This is a genomic window from Lactiplantibacillus dongliensis, from assembly GCF_005405105.1.
Lineage (GTDB): Bacteria > Bacillota > Bacilli > Lactobacillales > Lactobacillaceae > Lactiplantibacillus > Lactiplantibacillus dongliensis.
Genome location: NZ_BJDK01000006.1, coordinates 66,847 through 85,054, shown reverse-complemented (window position 1 = coordinate 85,054; position 18,208 = coordinate 66,847). Strand labels below are relative to the sequence as shown.

Genomic DNA, 18,208 nt, shown 5'->3' with positions numbered 1-18,208 from the left:
CTAATGTCTTAAATGACGCAGCTTTCACATTCATTGACGCCGACTTCACTGTCGTCGTCGGTAAAGGTCCGAATGTAGTAGATTGACTTGATACCCTTGCGGTGAGCGTAGTTCCGCAAAATGTTTAAGTCACGCGTGGTCATCTTGTCAGTGCGGCCGTCTTTCCATTCATATAAGCCGGCTGGAATTGTCGAGCGCATAAAGAGTGTTAAGCTCATGCCTTGGTCCACATGTTGTTGAGCCGCTGCATAGACATCAATGACTTTTCGCATATCAGTATCATAAGCTGACTTATAATAGTTAATTGTATCATTAGAAAGGTAAGGAGCGGGATAATATATCTTACCAATTTTCTTTTCTTGTCGTTCTTCGACCCGATTAATGATTGGATGCAAGCTAGCGGTCGTGTCGTTGATATAGGAAATTGACCCATTTGGTGCGACGGCCATCCGATTTTGATGGTAAAGTCCGTCACGCATGACTGCTGCTTTTAAAGCTTCCCAATCCGCTTGTGTTGGAATCTTAATTCCAGCAAATAGTTCAGCGGTCTTGGCGTATTTAGGTTGCCAAGCTTGTGTTGTATATTTGTCGAAATAAGAGCCATCCGCATATTTAGATTTGTCGAAGTTAACGAAGGTTTCGTGACGTTCGCGGGCAATTTCATTTGAAGCTTTTAATGTCCAGTAGTTCAAGAGTAAGAAGTAGATATTCGTAAAGTCAACCGCTTCTTTACAGCCGTATTCCAAATGGTTCTTGGCAAAATAGGCGTGTAAGCCCATGGCCCCTAAGCCAATTGTATGCGCCTGATGGTTGCCCTTTTGAATCGAAGGTACCACGTCAACGTTAGAATTGTCAGTGACAAACGTTAAGGCCCGGACCATGGCTTCAACCGAGTGGCCAAAGTCAGGGGATTGCATCAAATTGACGATATTAGTGGAACCAAGGTTACAACTAATATCGGTCCCGAGTTTTTCGTATTCTTGTTGATCGTTAATTAGTGATGGTGTTTGGACTTGCATGACCTCTGAACATAAGTTACTCATGACAATTTTACCATCAATTGGGTTTTCCCGGTTAGCAGTATCAATGTTTACCACGTAAGGATAGCCGGATTCTTGTTGTAATTTACTGATTTCATTTTCTAAGTCGCGGGCTTTGACTTTGGTCTTCTTGATGTTCGGGTTCTTGACCATGTTGTCATATTCTTTAGTCAGATCGACGTAAGAGAATGGGACGCCATATTCACGTTCAACCCCGTAAGGACTGAATAAATACATATCGGCATCAGCGCGAATCAGTTCGTAATATTTATCAGGTACCGTAACCCCTAAGGATAACGTCTTTAGGCGAATCTTTTCGTCGGCGTTTTCTTTTTTAGCGGATAAAAAGGCCATGATATCTGGGTGGAAGACGCTTAAGTAAACGACCCCCGCACCTTGACGTTGACCCAATTGGTTGGAGTAAGAGAAGCTGTCTTCCAATAATTTCATGACTGGGACTACGCCACTAGCGGCACCATCAATATGCTTGATTGGATCGCCGGCTCCGCGTAAATTACTGAGGTTAATACCGACCCCACCGCCGATTCGAGAAAGTTGTAAGGCGGAGTTAATAGTCCGGCCGATCGCATTCATGTCATCGGTGGATTGAATCAAGAAACATGAGATTAATTCACCACGCCGTGACCGGCCAGCATTTAGGAAGCTCGGCGTTGCTGGTTGGTAACGTTGATGGATAATCTCATCAGCGAGATCCATGGCTAGCTTAGGATCACCGTCAGCAAAGTAGAGGGCGTTCATGGCGACACGGTCGATGTAGTTTTCCAAATAATAGTCGCCATCGTTAGTCTTTAAGGCATACTGCGCGTAAAATTTGTACGCTGCCATGAAGGTCTTAAAATGAAAATCTTGGGACTTTAAGTAAGCGTATAGTTTTTCAATAAAGGCAAAGTCATATTTGGCGATAAAGCCAGTTTCCAAATAGTCATGCGTTTCTAAATAGTCGAAACGGTTTTTTAAGCTATCGAAAGTTTTGGTATTGGGTTGGACGTTTTGAACGAGAAACGCGGCTAACGCTTCTTGATCCTTATTTAACGGAATCTGGTTATCGACTGGAATATTGATTTCGTTGTTTAGATCATAGTAGGTAACATCCGCAGGCAAGTTTTTTAAAGACATGAGGACTCCTCTTTCTCTCTGATTTTGACGGAAAATGGACGACCCACAATCAGTAGACACCTATTGATTGTGGGTCGGCATTATTCATTAACAAAAAGTTATGTAGCAACACAAAAAAGCGTTGACCACTAAACGGCAAGTTGCTTCAATGCATCGGGGCGGAAGCCGGCGATACTACTTTCACCATTGATTTCAACTACTGGTACGGCTTGGAAGCCTTGGTCTTTTAAGTAGTCGACGTATTCAGGATTAACATTGATGTTTTTTTCTTCAAAGGCAATGTGGTGGGCCGTTAAGAACTTCTTGGTCATCTTGCATTGCATACAGTTATTTTTTGTAAATACAGTTATTTTTTTCATAATTTGTTCCACCTTTAATTCGTTTAATCGATAAATTTAGTATACAACATGCTATGGAAATTACAATCAAAAAACACAATATCTGGTAGCTTTAAAAATAACTAGCTACTAGATATTGTGTTAGGGTCGGCGTTTAGCCGTAGATTAATTTTATTTAAAAAGTTTGTCGTTTGTTCCTAGAATCAGTTATCATAGAACTAACCTAAAAATTAGAGGAAACAATAATGACTAATTACTATTATACACACAATCCAGAAGTTGTGCATGACGAAAAGCAATGGAATTTTGAAATCTTTAATCACGACTTTAAGTTCACCACGGACAATGGTGTCTTCTCCAAGCGGACCGTTGACTACGGCTCACGGACCTTATTAGCAGCGTTTGATCCGGCTGGTTTACCAGCGGGACCGTTGCTTGACTTAGGTACGGGGTATGGTCCGATCGGCATGGCGTTGGCCTTTCAATCTCCCGAACGGACGGTGGACATGGTCGATGTGAATGAGTTGGCCTTGAGTTTAGCACGTAAGAATGCAGCGTTGAATCAGTTGACCAATGTGTCGATCTACACCTCCGATGTTTATGAGCAAGTCACGCGCCAAGACTATGCGGCGATCGTAACGAATCCGCCGGTGCGTGCCGGCAAGGCGGTTGTCGATGCGATGCTAACCGGTGCGTTAACACATTTAGTGGCTCATGGCACGTTAACCGTCGTTTTACAAAAAAAGCAAGGTGCCCCGTCCGCTAGAAAGTTAATGACGGCGACTTTTGGTAATTGTCAGATCATCAAAAAAGACAAAGGCTACTATATTTTACAGAGTGTAAAGGAGGGATAACGTGACAGCAGCTGATCCAGAGAAGTGGATGCGTGAAGCATTACAGGAAGCTAAGATGGCTTACTTAATTGGGGAAGTTCCGATTGGGGCCGTTGTCGTGTACCATGATGAAATTATTGGTCGTGGTCATAATCTGCGTGAGCATGGGCAAGATGCGACCTTACATGCGGAAGTGTTAGCCATCCAAGAAGCTTGTGAGTATTTGCATAGTTGGCGTTTAGAAGATTGCCAACTCTATGTCACGTTGGAACCGTGCATTATGTGTAGCGGTGCGATTATCAATGCTCGCATTCCCGAAGTTTATTACGGGGCTCGTGATCCTAAAGCGGGCGCTGTGCATAGTTTGTATCAGTTGTTGAGCGATGATCGTTTGAACCATCAAGTGGACGTGCATGAACGAATCTTAGCTCGGCCAGCGGGTGAAATGCTGCAACGGTTCTTCCGCGACATTCGCGAACGACAAAAGGCGGCCAAGAAAGCGCGGCGAGCGGCTAACGAAAAAAATTAAGCGGATGGCTGGCAATCTTTGGCTAAATCATGTATTATAGTATTTGCCGCAAGGCCTTAAGGCAAGGGTGGATTTACGAATCGTGTCAGGTCCGGAAGGAAGCAGCACTAAGTTTGCTTCATCTTGTGCCTTAAGTTTTTATGAAATGTAACAGCTCTTAGCCTTTTGGTTGAGAGCTTTTTATTTAAATTGAAATATTTGTTAAAAAGTAGTGTTCATTGGGGTAATGTTTGTTGTTGCCGAATTAGTTTTGAACATCCTAAGTTGGGTAGATTATCTTAGAAATAAGCACTCAAGACGTGTTCAAAATAACTGGTTATTTAACATCGGGCGGGCTAAAGTTGGCACAGTGGCCATCACGTTCCGGCCGATTTTGGACCAACCAGAGTGGCAAATTTGTTAAAGCATTAGTTAAGAAAGGAAGATTCGCGTGTATCGGGCATTATATCGGGTATGGCGGCCGCAACGGTTTGATGAGATCGTTGGGCAGCAAATGATTACACAGACACTAAAAAATGCCATTATGACCCATCAGACGAGTCATGCGTATTTATTCACTGGTCCGCGGGGAACCGGGAAAACGTCGGCGGCTAAAATTTTTGCGAAGGCGTTGAACTGTCATCATTTAGTCGATGGCGAACCGTGTAATGAATGTGCCACATGTACGGCCATTACTAAGGGCCAACTGAATGATGTCATCGAAATTGATGCGGCTTCTAATAATGGGGTTGAAGAAATTCGGGATATTCGTGACAAGGCAAAGTATGCCCCCACGGAAGCCGATTATAAAGTCTACATTATTGATGAAGTTCATATGTTATCGACGGGCGCTTTCAATGCTTTATTGAAGACGTTGGAAGAACCACCGGCTAATGTGATTTTTATTTTAGCGACGACTGAGCCGCATAAGATCCCGTTAACGATTATTTCGCGGACCCAACGTTTCGATTTTCGGCGGATTACGGCCAAGGATAGCTATGAACGGATGGTTTATATTCTGGACCAAAAAAAGGTCGATTATGATGAAAAGGCGTTGCGGGTCATCGCTCAGGCCGCAGAAGGCGGAATGCGCGATGCGTTAAGTATTTTGGACCAAGTAATTTCCTTTGGCGATAATACGGTTACTTTGGATGATGCCTTAACCGTCACGGGTAGTGTGACGAAAAAGCTGATTGCAGATTATATGGAAGAAGTTACCAATCATGTGACGAAACCGGCTTTGGAAACGATGCGACAAATCTTACAAGAAGGTAAAGATGCGAACCGCTTTATCGAAGACTTGATTAGTTATACGCGGGATGTGCTATTGTATCAACAAGCCCCAGAAATGGTCGATAGTGTGGCCATGGGTGAAAACGATCAACGTTTCGCTGACTTTGCTAAGTCGATCGATGCAGAAGTATTGTATCAAATGATAAAGACCTTAAATGACATTCAACAACAGATGCGTTTCACCACGCACCCGGACGTCTACTTAGAAGTCATGACGGTTAAGTTATCCCAATTAGAAGGCCCGGCGTCAGCAACTGCAGCACCTGCTAAAGCAGCGGATGATGCGGCGGTTCAACAGTTAGCGACGAAGGTCGACCAGCTACAAACGGCCTTGCAAAACTTGAAGTCGCAAGGCGTTGCAGCTGGTTCGGCTAAGCCGGCACGGGTTAAACCGACGACTAATGGCGGTCCCGCCATTAAAAAGGTTAATGTTAGCCAGATTTACCCAATTCTAGGGGCGGCCACTAAGCCAGACTTAATGAAGGTCCGGGAAGTATGGTCCGATCTGATGAACATCTTGAGTATTACTCAGCGGGCCTTGATGCACGTTTCCCAACCAGTAGCGGCGAGTGATGAAGGCGTCGTGGTGGCGTTTGACTATCCTTTTCTATATCAAAAGGCGATTGATAATCAAGAGTTGATGGATGCTTTGGGGAATGGCCTCGATCGGTTAATGGGCACAGCGCCTAAAATCGTTTGCGTCCCTAAGGAACAATGGCCGCAAATTCGGCATGATTATTTGGAGACTCACCAACCAGAAGCGACGTCGCAACCCGCGACCCCCGCGAAGCCAGCGGTAGTCGATCAGGCCCAGCAGTTGTTCGGTGATTTAGTAGAAGTTAAAACAGATTGAAAGTTGAAAGGAATTGATGAAGATGATGCGTGGTATGGGTAATATGCAAAATATGATGAAACAAATGAAAAAGATGCAGGCACAAATGACGGCGGAGCAAGCCGCTTTAAATGAAACGACTTTCACGGGGACGGCGCCTGATGACATGGTTAAAGTCACCGTTTCTGGTGAAAAGAAGGTGCAAGATATTACGATTAATCCTGCTGCCGTTGATCCAGACGACGTGGATATGCTGCAAGACTTAGTGTTAGCTGCGGTTAATGATGCGTTAGCTCAAGTTGATGCCAAGACCCAAAGCACGATGGGAAAGTATACTAAGGGCTTGCAGTAAGTCTGTAACGAATAGTGAGGTCCAGCAATGCAATATCCAGAACCGATTGCGAAATTAATTGACAGTTACATGAAGTTACCAGGAATTGGTGGTAAAACAGCAACCCGGTTAGCATTTTATACCATTGATATGGATGGTGATGATGTCACTGAGTTTGCTAAATCGCTAGTTGCGGCGAAACGTGATCTGCATTTTTGCAGTATTTGTGGCAATATCACCGAGGATGATCCGTGTGTGATCTGTAAAGACAAATCGCGTGATCAAAGTACGGTTTTAGTCGTTGAAGAGGCTAAAGATGTCATGGCGATGGAGAAAATTAAAGAATATCAAGGGTTATACCATGTCTTACACGGGGTGTTATCACCGGTGGATGGCAAGGGTCCTGAAGATATTAATATTGCCAGTTTACTCAAACGACTGCAAAAAAATGATGCGATCAAAGAAGTGATTATTGCGACTAACGCGACACCAGAAGGAGAAGCTACGGCGATGTATATTTCACGGTTGGTAAAACCCGCTGGCATCAAAGTGACCCGCTTAGCCCATGGTCTGTCCGTTGGGAGTGATATTCAGTATGCGGATGAGATGACGTTATTCAAGGCGGTTGAAGGACGACAAGAAATGTAAATTAGGTGGCGAGACTAATCTTTAAGCAACGAAAAAAGATCAAACAAGCAAAAGCGGTCTATGATCAACAATTACTCTTGCTGCTAGATGCGGCTAAAGTCGATTGGGATCGCGCCAAGCAAAATGAGCAGGCAATTTATGATAACAATACGAATGAACTCGTGACACAAACGGCGTTAGCCCGGGCTAAGTATTTATACTTATATCGTGAAGCACGCCGCCGTGCGGTTCATGGTCATCGGATTCAACAATCGGTGATTGACAACTAAGGTGAGCGTTAAAACTGTTGGTCAGTTGACCACAGTTTTTTTTTACAATTCGATAAAAAACACAATTGCTAGTGGTGGTTGCGGTAAAATAAGCCTAGACTTGGTAGGTTCAGTATTAGACAGGCCTGTCAGAATCAAGTACAATTATGACAACTACGACTTTTAGATGGGATTGGGAATTGTGACAGGAAAATTAATTACGTTTGAAGGACCCGATGGCGCCGGGAAAACATCCGCCTTAAATGCGATTGTGGCTAAAATCAAGCCGCAACTAGGGGACCGGTTAGTTGTGACACGGGAACCTGGGGGAAATCGCATCTCAGAAGCGATTCGGCAACTAATTTTAGATCGAAAAAATACGGCGATGGATGATCGGACGGAAGCTTTATTATATGCAGCAGCACGGCGGCAACACATTGTCCAAAAGATTTTACCAGCATTGCAAGCTGATCAGTTAGTCTTATGTGATCGCTTTATTGATAGCTCAATTGCGTATCAAGGAGCTGGTCGTGGGATTGGCGAACAAGCGGTGGCTGATATGAATCAATTTGCTACGGAAGGCTTAACGCCAGACTTGACGCTATACTTTGATGTTGATGCCGCAGTAGGTCTGAAACGGATTCAGACCCATCGGCAAGACGAAATCAATCGGTTGGATGTTGAAGCTTTGAGCTTCCATCATCGGGTTCAAGCGGCTTATTTGCAACTACTGGCACAGTTTCCAGCCCGGATTAAACGGGTCGATGCCAGTCAACCGTTAGATGCTGTGGTGGCGCAAAGCCTTGCAATTTTAACAACCCAATTACCAACTTACTTTAAAGCTGAAGGGAAGTCGAAATTATGAAATTAATTATTGCGATTGTCCAAGATAAAGATAGCAATCGATTAAGTAATCAATTTATTGAAGCCAATGTTCGGGCAACCAAGTTATCTACTACGGGCGGCTTCTTGCGATCCGGCAACACCACCTTTATGATTGGGATTGAAGACGAACGGGTGGACACTGTCTTGGCCATGATTAAGGAAACGAGTCATGCACGCGATCAATTTATGACACCACCAGTGAACTTGGATGTGACGATGGATGGCGCTTCGGCTTATCCGGTGGAAGTTCAAGTTGGCGGGGCCACGGTCTTCGTCTTACCGATTGAACAGTTTCATCAATTTTAAAGGGTCAGGTGGAGTTAATGACAATTGCCAGTTCATTGGCAGCTAAACAACCGCGGTTATTAGCGGCGTTTAAACATATTATTGCGCAGAACCATTTGGCGCACGCTTACTTATTTGCTGGGATGGAAGGCGCCGGTCAAAGTGAACTGGCAACTTGGATTGCTCAGCGGCTATTTTGTCGACACGTGGTGGATGGTGAACCAGATGGGACTTGCGAGGAGTGTACGCGAATTGCCACTGGACAACATCCAGATATCGTGATGGTGGCGCCTACTGGCCAGCGGATTCATGTTGATCAAGTTCGATACTTAAAAGCTGAATTTTCGAAAAGTGCTGTTGAAGGTAACCGCAAACTTTTTATTATTAAAGATGCGGAACTAATGACAGCTAGTGCTGCTAATAGTTTATTGAAGTTTATTGAAGAACCGAGCGGCAACGTGACGGCGCTGCTGCTGACGACCAACAAGCAATTATTACTACCGACGATTATTTCACGAACTCAGGTTATTGAGTTTCCGCCTTTGCCAGCTAAAGTGTTGCAACAAACCTTTGAGGCGGCAGGAATTCCAGCCAAGCAAGCGCAAACGTTGCGACATTTGACTAATAGTGTGACTCAAGCACAAACGCTGTTAGTCGACGATTGGCTACCCCAAGCGAGTGAAAAGCTGTGGCAATGGTTCCAGCAAGTGGTTAAAGGTGATCCGCGGAGCTTTGTGGATGTTCAGACCACTTTAGTCGGCTTAGCCAAAGAGCATGCACAACAATTGGTGATGCTGGATTTGGTAGCGGCTTTATTTCAAGATCTTTTACAATTACATTTTCAAGTTGATACCGCGGCCGAGTTAAGTTTTGGGCAATATCAAAGTGAATTAACTGCATTGACGACGACCTTGAATGATCAACAATTAGTGGCGGCCACTGAATTAGCGTTGACGGCTAAGCGTCAATTAGCTAGCAATATTAGTTTTCAGAATGTATTAGAAGGGCTAACGTTAAAGTTATGGCCGATTTTTAGACATAGCGCTTAAATAAAGGAAAACGAGGGTGAGTGTGTGGATAAGCGTGATTTATACGATAGTTTTGGCGATATGGAACAGCAAATGCAACAGATGCTTGATAAAATGGCGCAACTACGGGCTGATATGACGACGGTACTCGAAAAAAATGCCGAGTTAGTCATTGAAAATGAACGGCTACGTGAGCACATGGTTGAAATCGAAAATGAGACACCTAAAAAGTCAGGCAACACGACCACCCTTTCCAAATCACGCCAGAACTTAGAGAAATTATATGATGAGGGATTTCACGTTTGCAATCAATTCTATGGCAAACGTCGTGATGATGATGAGTCATGCGTCTTTTGCTTGGAATTTATTTATGGTGAACGGGAACGGGCATAACAAGGAGGTACTGATTTGCAGACGCAACAAAGTTTTGCCGATCATGCAGGCGTTGGCACGCTCTATCTAGTCCCAACCCCGATTGGTAATTTGCAGGATATGACGTATCGGGCCGTGGCGACTTTAAAAACGGTCGACTTGATTGCGGCTGAGGATACGCGTAATACGCAAAAATTATTGAATCATTTTGAAATTACGACCAAACAGATTAGTTTTCATGAACATAATACGCAAGAACGCATTCCACAATTTATTGAAAAATTACAGGCCGGGGTCACCCTGGCTCAAGTAAGTGATGCCGGGATGCCATCGATTAGTGATCCGGGCACGGAATTGGTTGCTGCTTGCGTGGCTCAAGATATTCCAGTGGTGCCACTGCCAGGTGCGAATGCTGGATTAACGGCCTTGATTGCGTCAGGGCTAGTGCCGCAGCCTTTTTATTTTTATGGCTTTTTACCGCGCAAAAAACAAGAGCAAAAAGCAGCTTTAACGGCGTTGGTTCAGCGCCAGGAAACAGTGATCTTATATGAATCGCCATTCCGGGTTGCGAAAACATTAACCGCGTTAGCGACGGTCTGTGAACCAACGCGTCAGATTGTAGCTTGTCGAGAGTTAACTAAGCGCTATGAAGAATTTGCTCGAGGAACGTTGGCCGAGATGCTGACCTGGTCTCAGGATCATCAACTTAAAGGCGAGTTTGTCTTGCTGATTAGTGGCAATCCCAATGAACCAACGACAGCGTCCACGGATGAATTGGCTGAATTGCCATTAAAAGCGCAGGTCGAAGCTTTAATTACGGCCGGCGATAAGCCAAATACTGCGATTAAGACAATTGCCAAACGTCGGCAAATACAGCGACAAGTGGTTTATAATGCGTTCCATGATATTAAGTAAGGCTTAGGAGAATGAGATGACTTTAGGGGAACAAGCGAGTATTTACACAGAAGAACATCGGCTGACTTATTATGAATGTGATCGCACTGGTCGGGCGACGTTAGCCACGCTGATTGATATTGCCATTCTAGCCTCGCAAGATCAAAGTGATGCGCTGGGGTTAACGACCGAATTCGTGCAGAGTCATGGTGTCGGTTGGGTCGTGACACAATATGCGATGACGATTACGCGAATGCCGCGACTTGACGAGACTGTCACGTTAGCAGTGCGGGGCTCAGCTTATAATCCGTATTTTGCTTATCGTGAATTTTGGATTCGCGATGCAGCTGGGCAGGAACTGGCTTATATTACCAGTATCTGGGTGACAATGAGTCAAACGACACGCCGTATTGTCAAAATTGACCCCGAATTAGTGGCACCGTACCATTCAGAAGCGGTTAAGCGCATTCCGCGGTTACCACGACCGCTTCATTTTGAACCGACTGCGACGACTTTGAGTAAGCCTTACCAAGTACGGTTCTTTGATATTGATCCTAATCGGCATGTTAATAATGCACATTACTTTGATTGGTTGTTAGATACATTACCAGCAGATTTTTTGTTACAGCATAATCTGATGCAAGTGGATGTTCGTTACGAAAATGAAGTAAAGTATGGCCATACTGTGACGTCAGAAGTGAATGTTTTACCAGCCGCCACTGATGGCACGGTGACGACGAGCCATCGAATTCGCGTAGGCGATGAAAAGTGCTGTGAAGTGACCATTAAATGGCACGTAATTGCTGATACAGCTGAATAAACTAGAATTGCTGAGAGTATGAATTCTCAGCTTTTTTATTTATGAATCTTTAGGTTGGAATATGCTATGATAAGACTAATCTTTATAGGAGGTACACTATGTCAATTCTTGTTTTAGGTGGGGCCGGTTATATCGGCTCACATATGGTCGATCGATTGGTTGAAAACGGCGCCTCAGTAATCGTCGTGGATAATCTCGTGACTGGGCATCGCGCAGCAATCAATCCAGCGGCTAAGTTTTACCAGGGGGACGTTCGGAATGCAACTTTTTTGAATAAAGTTTTTGATCAGGAAACAATCAGTGCAGTCGTCCATTTTGCGGCCTTTTCGATTGTTCCTGAGTCAATGGCGAAACCCCTAAAGTACTTTGATAATAATACAGGTGGAATGATCACCTTACTTGAAGTGATGCAAGCACATGATGTTAAGCAGATTGTGTTCTCATCGACAGCCGCAACTTATGGGACACCAGAACGGATTCCAATTAAGGAAACCGATCCACAAGTACCAATTAACCCTTATGGTGCCAGCAAGCTAATGATGGAACATATTATGCATTGGGCAGATGTGGCTTATGGTATCAAATTTGTGGCCTTACGTTACTTCAATGTGGCTGGGGCTAAGCCAGATGGCAGTATTGGTGAAGACCATGGCCCTGAAACGCATTTAGTCCCGATTATTTTACAAGTGGCACAAGGTAAACGGGATGAATTAAAGCTCTTTGGTGATGATTACCAAACGCCAGATGGAACGAATGTGCGCGATTATGTGCACGTCTTGGATTTAGCTGACGCCCATATCTTAGCATTGAAGTATTTGGCTGCCGGTAATGACAGTAATGCCTTCAATCTCGGCTCATCAACTGGTTTCTCAAACCGGCAGATGTTAGCCGCTGCACGAGAAGTAACTGGTCAACCCATTCCAGCGGTAATTGCACCACGGCGGCCTGGCGATCCAGATTCCTTAGTTGCGGCTAGTGATAAAGCGCGTCAAGTGCTGGGCTGGCAACCTAAGTATGATGATGTTAATGATATTATCAAGACGGCGTGGGCCTGGACGCAGAAGCATCCTAATGGCTATGATGATCGCCAGTAGGTAATTAGCTAACAGTCGTCAATTGTATTGATTTATGCGAATAGTAACGCCAAAAAGGCACCCAGAAATGTTTAAATTTCTGAGTGCCTTTTGCGTTATTGTAAAACGATGTTGTTAATGGGTTAAGCGTTGATAATCACTGATAATTGCTAATAAGCGTTGAATATCAGTTGTATCAACATCGCCAATGGTTCCAATCCGGAAGCTTGGGATTGTTGATACTTTACCAGGATAGATAACAAAGCCTCGTTCTTTGATGAATTGGTAGAAAGCATCAAAGTCGAAATCAGTGCTTGGGTATTTGAAGGATGTGATAATCGGGCCTTGATCAGCCGGATCAATCACTAAATCAAATCCTAAAGCTTGCATCCCATCGCTTAATGCTTGTTGGTTAGCCGCATAACGACGATAGCGTTGTACCACACCACCTTCGATTTCAAGCTCATTTAAAGCTTGAGCGAAGGCATGAACCACATGGGTTGGTGATGTAAACCGCCATTTACCAGGTTGTTTCGTCATTGCTTGCCATTGGGCATAGATATCTAAGCTCAATGAACGCGCGTTGCCAGCTGTTTTAGCCAGTTCACTTTGCTTAGCAATGATGAAGGCGAAGCCTGGGACCCCTTGAACGCATTTGTTGGCGCTGCTGACCAAATAGTCACAGTCTAGTTGATCCATAACTAAGGGGACACCACCTAAACTAGACATGGCATCGATAATGGAGACAATGCCACGAGCTTTGAGTAGGGGAACCAAGCGTTCAATCGGATTGAGAATCCCGGTGGTCGTTTCACTATGCACGGTCGCAAAGTGGGTGACCTCTGGATGTGCTGCTAATGCTTGTTCAATCCGTTGTGGATCAACTGCCTCGTCTTCGGCAAACTCAACGTCAACGTGTGGAATCGCATAGTAGTCAGCAATTTCACTAATCCGACGGCCGTAAGCACCGTTGATAGCAACCATCAAAACAGCACCTTCACGAGGAACAGCTGCGCCAATGGTAGCTTCAACGCCGTAACTACCACTACCTTGTAATAAGACCGTTGTGTAGTTGTTAGGGTTGGCTTCAGCCATTGCTAAAATCTGTTGACGAATGGTTTCCGTAACCGTCCGATAATCACTGTCCCAAGTACAGTAATCAATCTGCATCGCAGCTTTAACTGTGGGAGTCGTGCTTAAAGGCCCAGGGGTTAATAATAAATAAGGTTGTTTCATATTATAAGTTACTCCTTTGATCGGCTTAGTGACGATCAGTCACGGGTTGATTAATCATGTCAATCAAGGCTGGTAAATCGGCCATTGATTGTAAAATGTGATCAGCGCCAACCGCTTCGTATTGTGCGGTAATCTTCATGCGCAATTCAGTTTGTTCAGCAGTCGTTAAGGCCTCAAATTCTGTTTGAGAGAGGCCCATCAAATTGCTACCATCAATCAGACCAACCGTAATTGCATCGGCATTTTGACCTTCTAAGATATCATTGATTGAATCGCCGACTTTTAAGACGGTGGTGTAGTCTTTGATCTCTAATTGGTCACAAGCCAGTTCTAGCATGGCAGGTGCTGGCCGACCAATCCCATTAGTTTGTTCGGAAGTAATGTTGACTGTTGGTCGGTAGCCTTGGTTAGCCGCAATTGGTAAGACAATCGCGAGCATTTCAGCATCATAACCGGTTGTTGTGCCATAAGCAATCTGATTAGCGTTCATATAATCGATGGTGGCAGTCATCCCAGGCTTAAGTTGAGCAAAGTCTGTCAAAGAAGCTAATAAGATATCTTTGAAGTCTAGGTAGATTCGATCACAATCGTCACTAGTGGGTAAGACTTGGAAGCGAGCTTGCCAGTCATTTTGGACTGCCGGTAAATTGATAATCTTATGAATATGCGTGTATTTATCTAAGCCCATATCTTGGCGAATTTCGGCTTCTGAAATCTTGATGCCAACATTCTCGAAGGCTTTTTGGAAAGCAACAATGGGGGCCCGACTACCATAGTCAATCGTCGTACCAGCCCAATCAAAAATAACGGCTTGAATCGTCATTAGAAAACTCCTTTAAATCAAGTGATGTTAGTTCTTTTGCAAATAATGACCGCGCAACTTCATTGAAACAACTTCTAAGACAATGGCGACGCCTAATAAGAGATAAACAATCAGACCGACTTCATGGAAGTTGAAGTAAAAGCCACTGGCCATGAACAAGTAGTAACCAATATCGTCAGCCCCGGCTGCGGCACCAACTGCGACCGCATTGGCAAAGTTAATTTCAAAGCGAATGAACGTCCAGCTTAGTAGAGCTGGAATGATCGATGGTAAGATTGCTTGGAAAATAATGGGCCAGAAACCAACGCCGCTAGCTTTTAATGCTTCAATCGTATCAGCAGAGGTTTCTTCAATGCTTTCAGAGTAGGCTTTGACCAGGTAAGCGATACTATGGAACGTTAAGCCGACGACGGCAGCATTGGCACCTAATCCCATGACGACTGAGTAGATTAGGACCCATAAAATCGTTGGAATTGACCGAATGAAGGCCATAACCGCTTTAATTGAAGTCGCTAACCAACTCGGCACCAGATTACGGGCCGAAAAGACGGCAATGAAAAAGGCAAAGAAAGCACCTAATAAAGTTGTCAGCATCGCTAAGGCCACACTAGTTGTGAGGGCTCTTAGTAATAAGGACCAGGTATCTTGACCAACGCCAGGATGGAGAAACATCGCTTGTAAGTTAGCGCCCAGACTTTGAAAGGCGTCACTAAACTTTAAATTACCCGCATCCAAAGTCACCAGTGAATAAACGGTCACTAAGGCTAAAGCAATTAAGACACCGCGAAGAATAAGACGGGGCTTGGTCAGCAACGTGATCCGTTTCGAATTGGGCGTTGGCTGAACAACTTTAGAATCTGATTGGCTATTTTCAATCATGCGATGGCCCTCCGAATCTGAGTTGACGTTAGTTCAAGGCAAATGACAAGTACCGCGATTAGCAAGACGATTAAACCAGCGGCATCATAGCGGAAGCTCTTAAAATAATGGTTGAATAAGAACCCGACACCTGTCCCGGTCAAAATACCGACAAGGGTGGCGTCACGTAAGTTATTTTCAATCATATAAAGCACCCAGCTGGTCAAGGTACTAGCCACTTCTGGTAAGACGCCACAGAAGACGCATTGAAAGTAGTTAGCGCCAACTGCTTGTAAGGCTTGCAGTTTCTCGCCATCTAAATCTTCGATGGTCTCAGTGAAGGCCCGGGTCAGATACCCTAAAGTCATGAAGAACAAGGCTAAGAATCCAGTAAAATCACTTTGTTTAAAAGAGAATAACAGGATCATGGCCCAAGCAACGACCGGAATATTTCGTAAGAGGGAAGCCCCAAAACGAATGACTAACCGAAGCCCAGGTAGGGGGCTGGTCGTTTTTGCACCTAGAATAGCAAGGATTAGACCTAATAGACTGGCACAAATCGTTGACGAAACTGCGACAATTAATGTCCGCCAGAGTTGGTAAAGAATCGGTCCTAGATACGAGATTGAACGTTCAGTCGGGATGAAGTTCTTAAATAACCAAATCAACCCGGCCGGAACTTGCATCAGTGAAGCCAAGGTTTGGAAGTTAACCAAGACCATGGAAACCCCATAAATGACCAGTAAAATGGCTAAGACGATACCAAGTCGTAAACGGCGTTGCCGGAAAAACTGTTGTGGCGATTGAAAGTTAGTTTTCATTGGCTGTTACCGCCTGTTTAGGTTGATCCGCTTGGCGATAGATTTTTTGTAAGACTTGATCATCTACTGCCTGACTAGGACCTTCAAAGACAATTTCACCACTATTAATTCCGACAATATGGTCAGCGTATTCTAGGGCAATGTCGATTTGGTGCAAGTTAATCAGAATAATTAACTGTTTTTCTTTTGCCAGTTGTCGCAAAATATCCATGACGATTTTAGTCGACTTCGGATCTAGTGAGGCGATTGGCTCATCACAAAGGATCATTTTAGGATGCTGCATCAAAGCTCTGGCAATCCCAACTCGTTGTTGTTGCCCACCACTTAACTGGTCGCAACGTTGGTAGGCGTATTCGCCTAGACCAACTTCGTTTAATAACGCTAAGGCTTCTTGTTTTTCATCAGTACTATACATTCCGAAAATACCGGCAAAAGTTGATTTAGCGCCTAAACGGCCATGAAGTACGTTTTCGAGAGCCGTTAACGGACTGATTAAATTGTAATTTTGAAAAATCATCCCAATATGATGCCGAATTTTACGTAATTCGGACTTGTTCGCTTGGCGAATATCTTGATCGTCAAGTAAAATCTTGCCGCCGTTATCGCGGATCAATTGGTTGACACTGCGTAAAATCGTTGTTTTACCGGCACCAGATGGCCCGATGATGGCAGTAACTTCGCCAGGTTGAGCGGTGAAGTTAACGTCTTTAAGCGAATGTTTATTTTGACCGTAAGTCTTATCTAGTTGGATTACCTTGAGCATAGCAGTTCCTTTCATAAAGCAGGGTTAAAGAGCAGTTTAGTACCCAACTAACTTGTGAGTTGGGGCATACCATTTATCGTTAACTTTAACTAATTGACTCTTGTCTGAAGTCTTAGGGAAGAGTTTTGGTGTCTTCGCATTTGGTTCAGAGAAGATTTCTTTGTTGTTTGCGAATGATTTTGAAGTAAATTCGTTGGCAATCTTAGTTTGATCAGACTTGCTAAGTGCCTTAGTGTTGTAGACCCATGGGCCTTGTTGAACTGGCATCATGGCAATGTTGACCACTTTCTTACCCTTTAAGCTACCAAATGGTGCTTCAGCGTCATTCTTGACCGTGAAAGTTGAGCCAAGCTTGTTCCATGAACCGCTAGTTACCTTCAAGTAAGGCATTAAGTCAGTATCATCAAAGGCGGCAACATCAACGTCACCCTTTAATAAGTTCACAGCTGAACCTTGATGTGAACCACCATAGAGGACTTTGCTAAAGAACTTACCGTTTTGCGTTAACGTATCCGTATCTTTAACGTTGAATTCACGTGTTAATTCAGCAGTTGGTACTAAGAAACCAGAAGTTGAACTGTTAGAAACGTAAGACATCTTCTTACCCTTCACGTTCTTGATGCTGTACTTACCATTTGATTCGTACTTCTTAGCATCGCTTTGGCGGACCATGAAGTATGAATTATATGAAGCTTTCTTCAACGTTCCTTCAGAATCTGATTGAGCTGCGAATGGTTGAACATCTTTACTTAAATGGTTAGCTTGGATATAACCGTTAGCCCCCATGTAAGCAACTTGGGCTTTACCAGAAGCGATTGCTTGGATTGCCACGTTATAGTCGGTTGTTGTTTGAAGCTTAACCGTCTTACCAGTGACCTTTTCGATTGACTTCTTTAATGCATCCCGCGAGCCAGAGAAACTTTTAGCGGATTCGTTAGGGTAGAAGACGACCGTGATCGGCTTACCCTTGTCTGCACTGTTACCAGCAGACTTGCTGCTAGTTCCCAGACTTGTACACCCTGCTAAACCTAAAACTGAGATTAATGAAATCCCTACAAGTGACTTACTGATTTTTGACATAATTTCCAATTACCTCCAAGTAATTTATTTACTAGCGTAGCATAACAGTTGAATGTAAATGT

General features: G+C 44.2%; 21 protein-coding genes and 1 other RNA gene. 14 read left to right on the top strand and 8 right to left on the bottom strand.

Annotated features, from left to right (window positions below; all coding sequences use genetic code 11):
* Window positions 1-8: 8 nt before the first annotated feature.
* Together nrdE and FFM80_RS03255 are read right to left on the bottom strand one after the other, a co-directional pair.
* Entirely contained in the window at window positions 9-2,177 is a 2,169-nt protein-coding gene (nrdE, locus tag FFM80_RS03260) for a class 1b ribonucleoside-diphosphate reductase subunit alpha (RefSeq protein WP_137639488.1), read from the bottom strand.
* A 128-nt stretch (window positions 2,178-2,305) separates the two neighbouring features.
* A complete protein-coding gene (locus tag FFM80_RS03255; protein WP_137636264.1) occupies window positions 2,306-2,536 on the bottom strand; it encodes a redoxin NrdH in 231 nt (76 codons plus the stop codon).
* Between the two features lie 224 nt (window positions 2,537-2,760).
* On the opposite strand from FFM80_RS03255, the gene FFM80_RS03250 reads away from it, so the two are divergent.
* The 14 genes from FFM80_RS03250 to galE all read left to right on the top strand — a co-directional run bounded on the left by FFM80_RS03250 (window position 2,761) and on the right by galE (window position 12,586).
* Window positions 2,761-3,369: a class I SAM-dependent methyltransferase gene (locus tag FFM80_RS03250; RefSeq protein WP_137639487.1), complete on the top strand. Its 609-nt coding sequence runs from the start codon at window positions 2,761-2,763 to the stop codon at window positions 3,367-3,369.
* A gap of 1 nt (window position 3,370) precedes the next feature.
* Entirely contained in the window at window positions 3,371-3,877 is a 507-nt protein-coding gene (gene tadA / locus FFM80_RS03245; RefSeq protein ID WP_223877286.1) for a tRNA adenosine(34) deaminase TadA, read from the top strand.
* 53 nt (window positions 3,878-3,930) lie between these two features.
* Window positions 3,931-4,017: signal recognition particle sRNA small type (ffs, locus tag FFM80_RS03240), an RNA gene on the top strand.
* A gap of 290 nt (window positions 4,018-4,307) precedes the next feature.
* A complete protein-coding gene (gene dnaX / locus FFM80_RS03235) occupies window positions 4,308-6,002 on the top strand; it encodes a DNA polymerase III subunit gamma/tau (protein ID WP_137639486.1) in 1,695 nt (564 codons plus the stop codon).
* A 22-nt stretch (window positions 6,003-6,024) separates the two neighbouring features.
* Window positions 6,025-6,333 carry a YbaB/EbfC family nucleoid-associated protein gene (locus tag FFM80_RS03230; RefSeq protein WP_137636261.1) on the top strand — a complete coding sequence of 103 codons (309 nt, stop codon included), beginning with the start codon at window positions 6,025-6,027 and terminating at the stop codon, window positions 6,331-6,333.
* 27 nt (window positions 6,334-6,360) lie between these two features.
* Complete coding sequence (gene recR / locus FFM80_RS03225) at window positions 6,361-6,960, top strand: recombination mediator RecR (protein ID WP_137636260.1); 600 nt, start codon at window positions 6,361-6,363, stop codon at window positions 6,958-6,960.
* A gap of 17 nt (window positions 6,961-6,977) precedes the next feature.
* A complete protein-coding gene (locus tag FFM80_RS03220) occupies window positions 6,978-7,229 on the top strand; it encodes a YaaL family protein (RefSeq protein ID WP_137636270.1) in 252 nt (83 codons plus the stop codon).
* 178 nt (window positions 7,230-7,407) lie between these two features.
* A complete protein-coding gene (gene tmk / locus FFM80_RS03215; protein WP_137639519.1) occupies window positions 7,408-8,073 on the top strand; it encodes a dTMP kinase in 666 nt (221 codons plus the stop codon).
* Window positions 8,070-8,399, top strand: coding sequence for a cyclic-di-AMP receptor (locus FFM80_RS03210; RefSeq protein ID WP_137636259.1), 330 nt, complete (start codon window positions 8,070-8,072; stop codon window positions 8,397-8,399). Before tmk ends, FFM80_RS03210 begins: the two co-directional genes overlap by 4 nt.
* 17 nt (window positions 8,400-8,416) lie before the next feature.
* Entirely contained in the window at window positions 8,417-9,427 is a 1,011-nt protein-coding gene (gene holB, locus FFM80_RS03205; protein WP_137639485.1) for a DNA polymerase III subunit delta', read from the top strand.
* Window positions 9,428-9,451: 24 nt separating this feature from the next.
* Window positions 9,452-9,799: a DNA replication initiation control protein YabA gene (locus tag FFM80_RS03200; protein WP_137636257.1), complete on the top strand. Its 348-nt coding sequence runs from the start codon at window positions 9,452-9,454 to the stop codon at window positions 9,797-9,799.
* Between the two features lie 15 nt (window positions 9,800-9,814).
* Window positions 9,815-10,693: a 16S rRNA (cytidine(1402)-2'-O)-methyltransferase gene (gene rsmI / locus FFM80_RS03195; protein WP_137639484.1), complete on the top strand. Its 879-nt coding sequence runs from the start codon at window positions 9,815-9,817 to the stop codon at window positions 10,691-10,693.
* A gap of 16 nt (window positions 10,694-10,709) precedes the next feature.
* Window positions 10,710-11,492 (top strand): acyl-[acyl-carrier-protein] thioesterase, encoded by a 783-nt coding sequence (locus FFM80_RS03190; RefSeq protein WP_137639483.1) that lies wholly within the window; start codon window positions 10,710-10,712, stop codon window positions 11,490-11,492.
* 98 nt (window positions 11,493-11,590) lie between these two features.
* Window positions 11,591-12,586, top strand: coding sequence for a UDP-glucose 4-epimerase GalE (gene galE / locus FFM80_RS03185; protein WP_137639482.1), 996 nt, complete (start codon window positions 11,591-11,593; stop codon window positions 12,584-12,586).
* Between the two features lie 114 nt (window positions 12,587-12,700).
* Here the strand turns inward: galE and phnW are convergent, their stop codons facing one another.
* From phnW to FFM80_RS03155, 6 genes are read right to left on the bottom strand one after another with little or no spacing between them, the layout of a single operon-like run.
* Complete coding sequence (gene phnW, locus FFM80_RS03180) at window positions 12,701-13,801, bottom strand: 2-aminoethylphosphonate--pyruvate transaminase (protein ID WP_137639481.1); 1,101 nt, start codon at window positions 13,799-13,801, stop codon at window positions 12,701-12,703.
* A gap of 25 nt (window positions 13,802-13,826) precedes the next feature.
* A complete protein-coding gene (gene phnX, locus FFM80_RS03175) occupies window positions 13,827-14,624 on the bottom strand; it encodes a phosphonoacetaldehyde hydrolase (protein ID WP_137639480.1) in 798 nt (265 codons plus the stop codon).
* Window positions 14,625-14,651: 27 nt separating this feature from the next.
* Entirely contained in the window at window positions 14,652-15,503 is an 852-nt protein-coding gene (locus FFM80_RS03170; RefSeq protein WP_137639479.1) for a PhnE/PtxC family ABC transporter permease, read from the bottom strand.
* Window positions 15,500-16,303, bottom strand: coding sequence for a phosphonate ABC transporter, permease protein PhnE (gene phnE / locus FFM80_RS03165; RefSeq protein WP_137639478.1), 804 nt, complete (start codon window positions 16,301-16,303; stop codon window positions 15,500-15,502). Before phnE ends, FFM80_RS03170 begins: the two co-directional genes overlap by 4 nt.
* Window positions 16,293-17,066 carry a phosphonate ABC transporter ATP-binding protein gene (gene phnC / locus FFM80_RS03160; RefSeq protein ID WP_137634765.1) on the bottom strand — a complete coding sequence of 258 codons (774 nt, stop codon included), beginning with the start codon at window positions 17,064-17,066 and terminating at the stop codon, window positions 16,293-16,295. The genes phnE and phnC overlap by 11 nt, the downstream gene beginning before the upstream one ends.
* Window positions 17,067-17,102: 36 nt before the next feature.
* Complete coding sequence (locus tag FFM80_RS03155; RefSeq protein WP_137634764.1) at window positions 17,103-18,146, bottom strand: phosphate/phosphite/phosphonate ABC transporter substrate-binding protein; 1,044 nt, start codon at window positions 18,144-18,146, stop codon at window positions 17,103-17,105.
* Window positions 18,147-18,208 lie beyond the last annotated feature (62 nt).

Coding starts and splice junctions, on each gene's coding strand:
- nrdE (WP_137639488.1), bottom strand. CDS start 2,177: ATGTCTTTAAAAAACTTGCCTGCGGATGTTACCTACTATGATCTAAAC.
- FFM80_RS03255 (WP_137636264.1), bottom strand. CDS start 2,536: ATGAAAAAAATAACTGTATTTACAAAAAATAACTGTATGCAATGCAAG.
- FFM80_RS03250 (WP_137639487.1), top strand. CDS start 2,761: ATGACTAATTACTATTATACACACAATCCAGAAGTTGTGCATGACGAA.
- FFM80_RS03230 (WP_137636261.1), top strand. CDS start 6,025: ATGATGCGTGGTATGGGTAATATGCAAAATATGATGAAACAAATGAAA.
- recR (WP_137636260.1), top strand. CDS start 6,361: ATGCAATATCCAGAACCGATTGCGAAATTAATTGACAGTTACATGAAG.
- FFM80_RS03210 (WP_137636259.1), top strand. CDS start 8,070: ATGAAATTAATTATTGCGATTGTCCAAGATAAAGATAGCAATCGATTA.
- holB (WP_137639485.1), top strand. CDS start 8,417: ATGACAATTGCCAGTTCATTGGCAGCTAAACAACCGCGGTTATTAGCG.
- FFM80_RS03190 (WP_137639483.1), top strand. CDS start 10,710: ATGACTTTAGGGGAACAAGCGAGTATTTACACAGAAGAACATCGGCTG.
- galE (WP_137639482.1), top strand. CDS start 11,591: ATGTCAATTCTTGTTTTAGGTGGGGCCGGTTATATCGGCTCACATATG.
- phnW (WP_137639481.1), bottom strand. CDS start 13,801: ATGAAACAACCTTATTTATTATTAACCCCTGGGCCTTTAAGCACGACT.
- phnX (WP_137639480.1), bottom strand. CDS start 14,624: ATGACGATTCAAGCCGTTATTTTTGATTGGGCTGGTACGACGATTGAC.
- FFM80_RS03170 (WP_137639479.1), bottom strand. CDS start 15,503: ATGATTGAAAATAGCCAATCAGATTCTAAAGTTGTTCAGCCAACGCCC.
- phnE (WP_137639478.1), bottom strand. CDS start 16,303: ATGAAAACTAACTTTCAATCGCCACAACAGTTTTTCCGGCAACGCCGT.
- phnC (WP_137634765.1), bottom strand. CDS start 17,066: ATGCTCAAGGTAATCCAACTAGATAAGACTTACGGTCAAAATAAACAT.
- FFM80_RS03155 (WP_137634764.1), bottom strand. CDS start 18,146: ATGTCAAAAATCAGTAAGTCACTTGTAGGGATTTCATTAATCTCAGTT.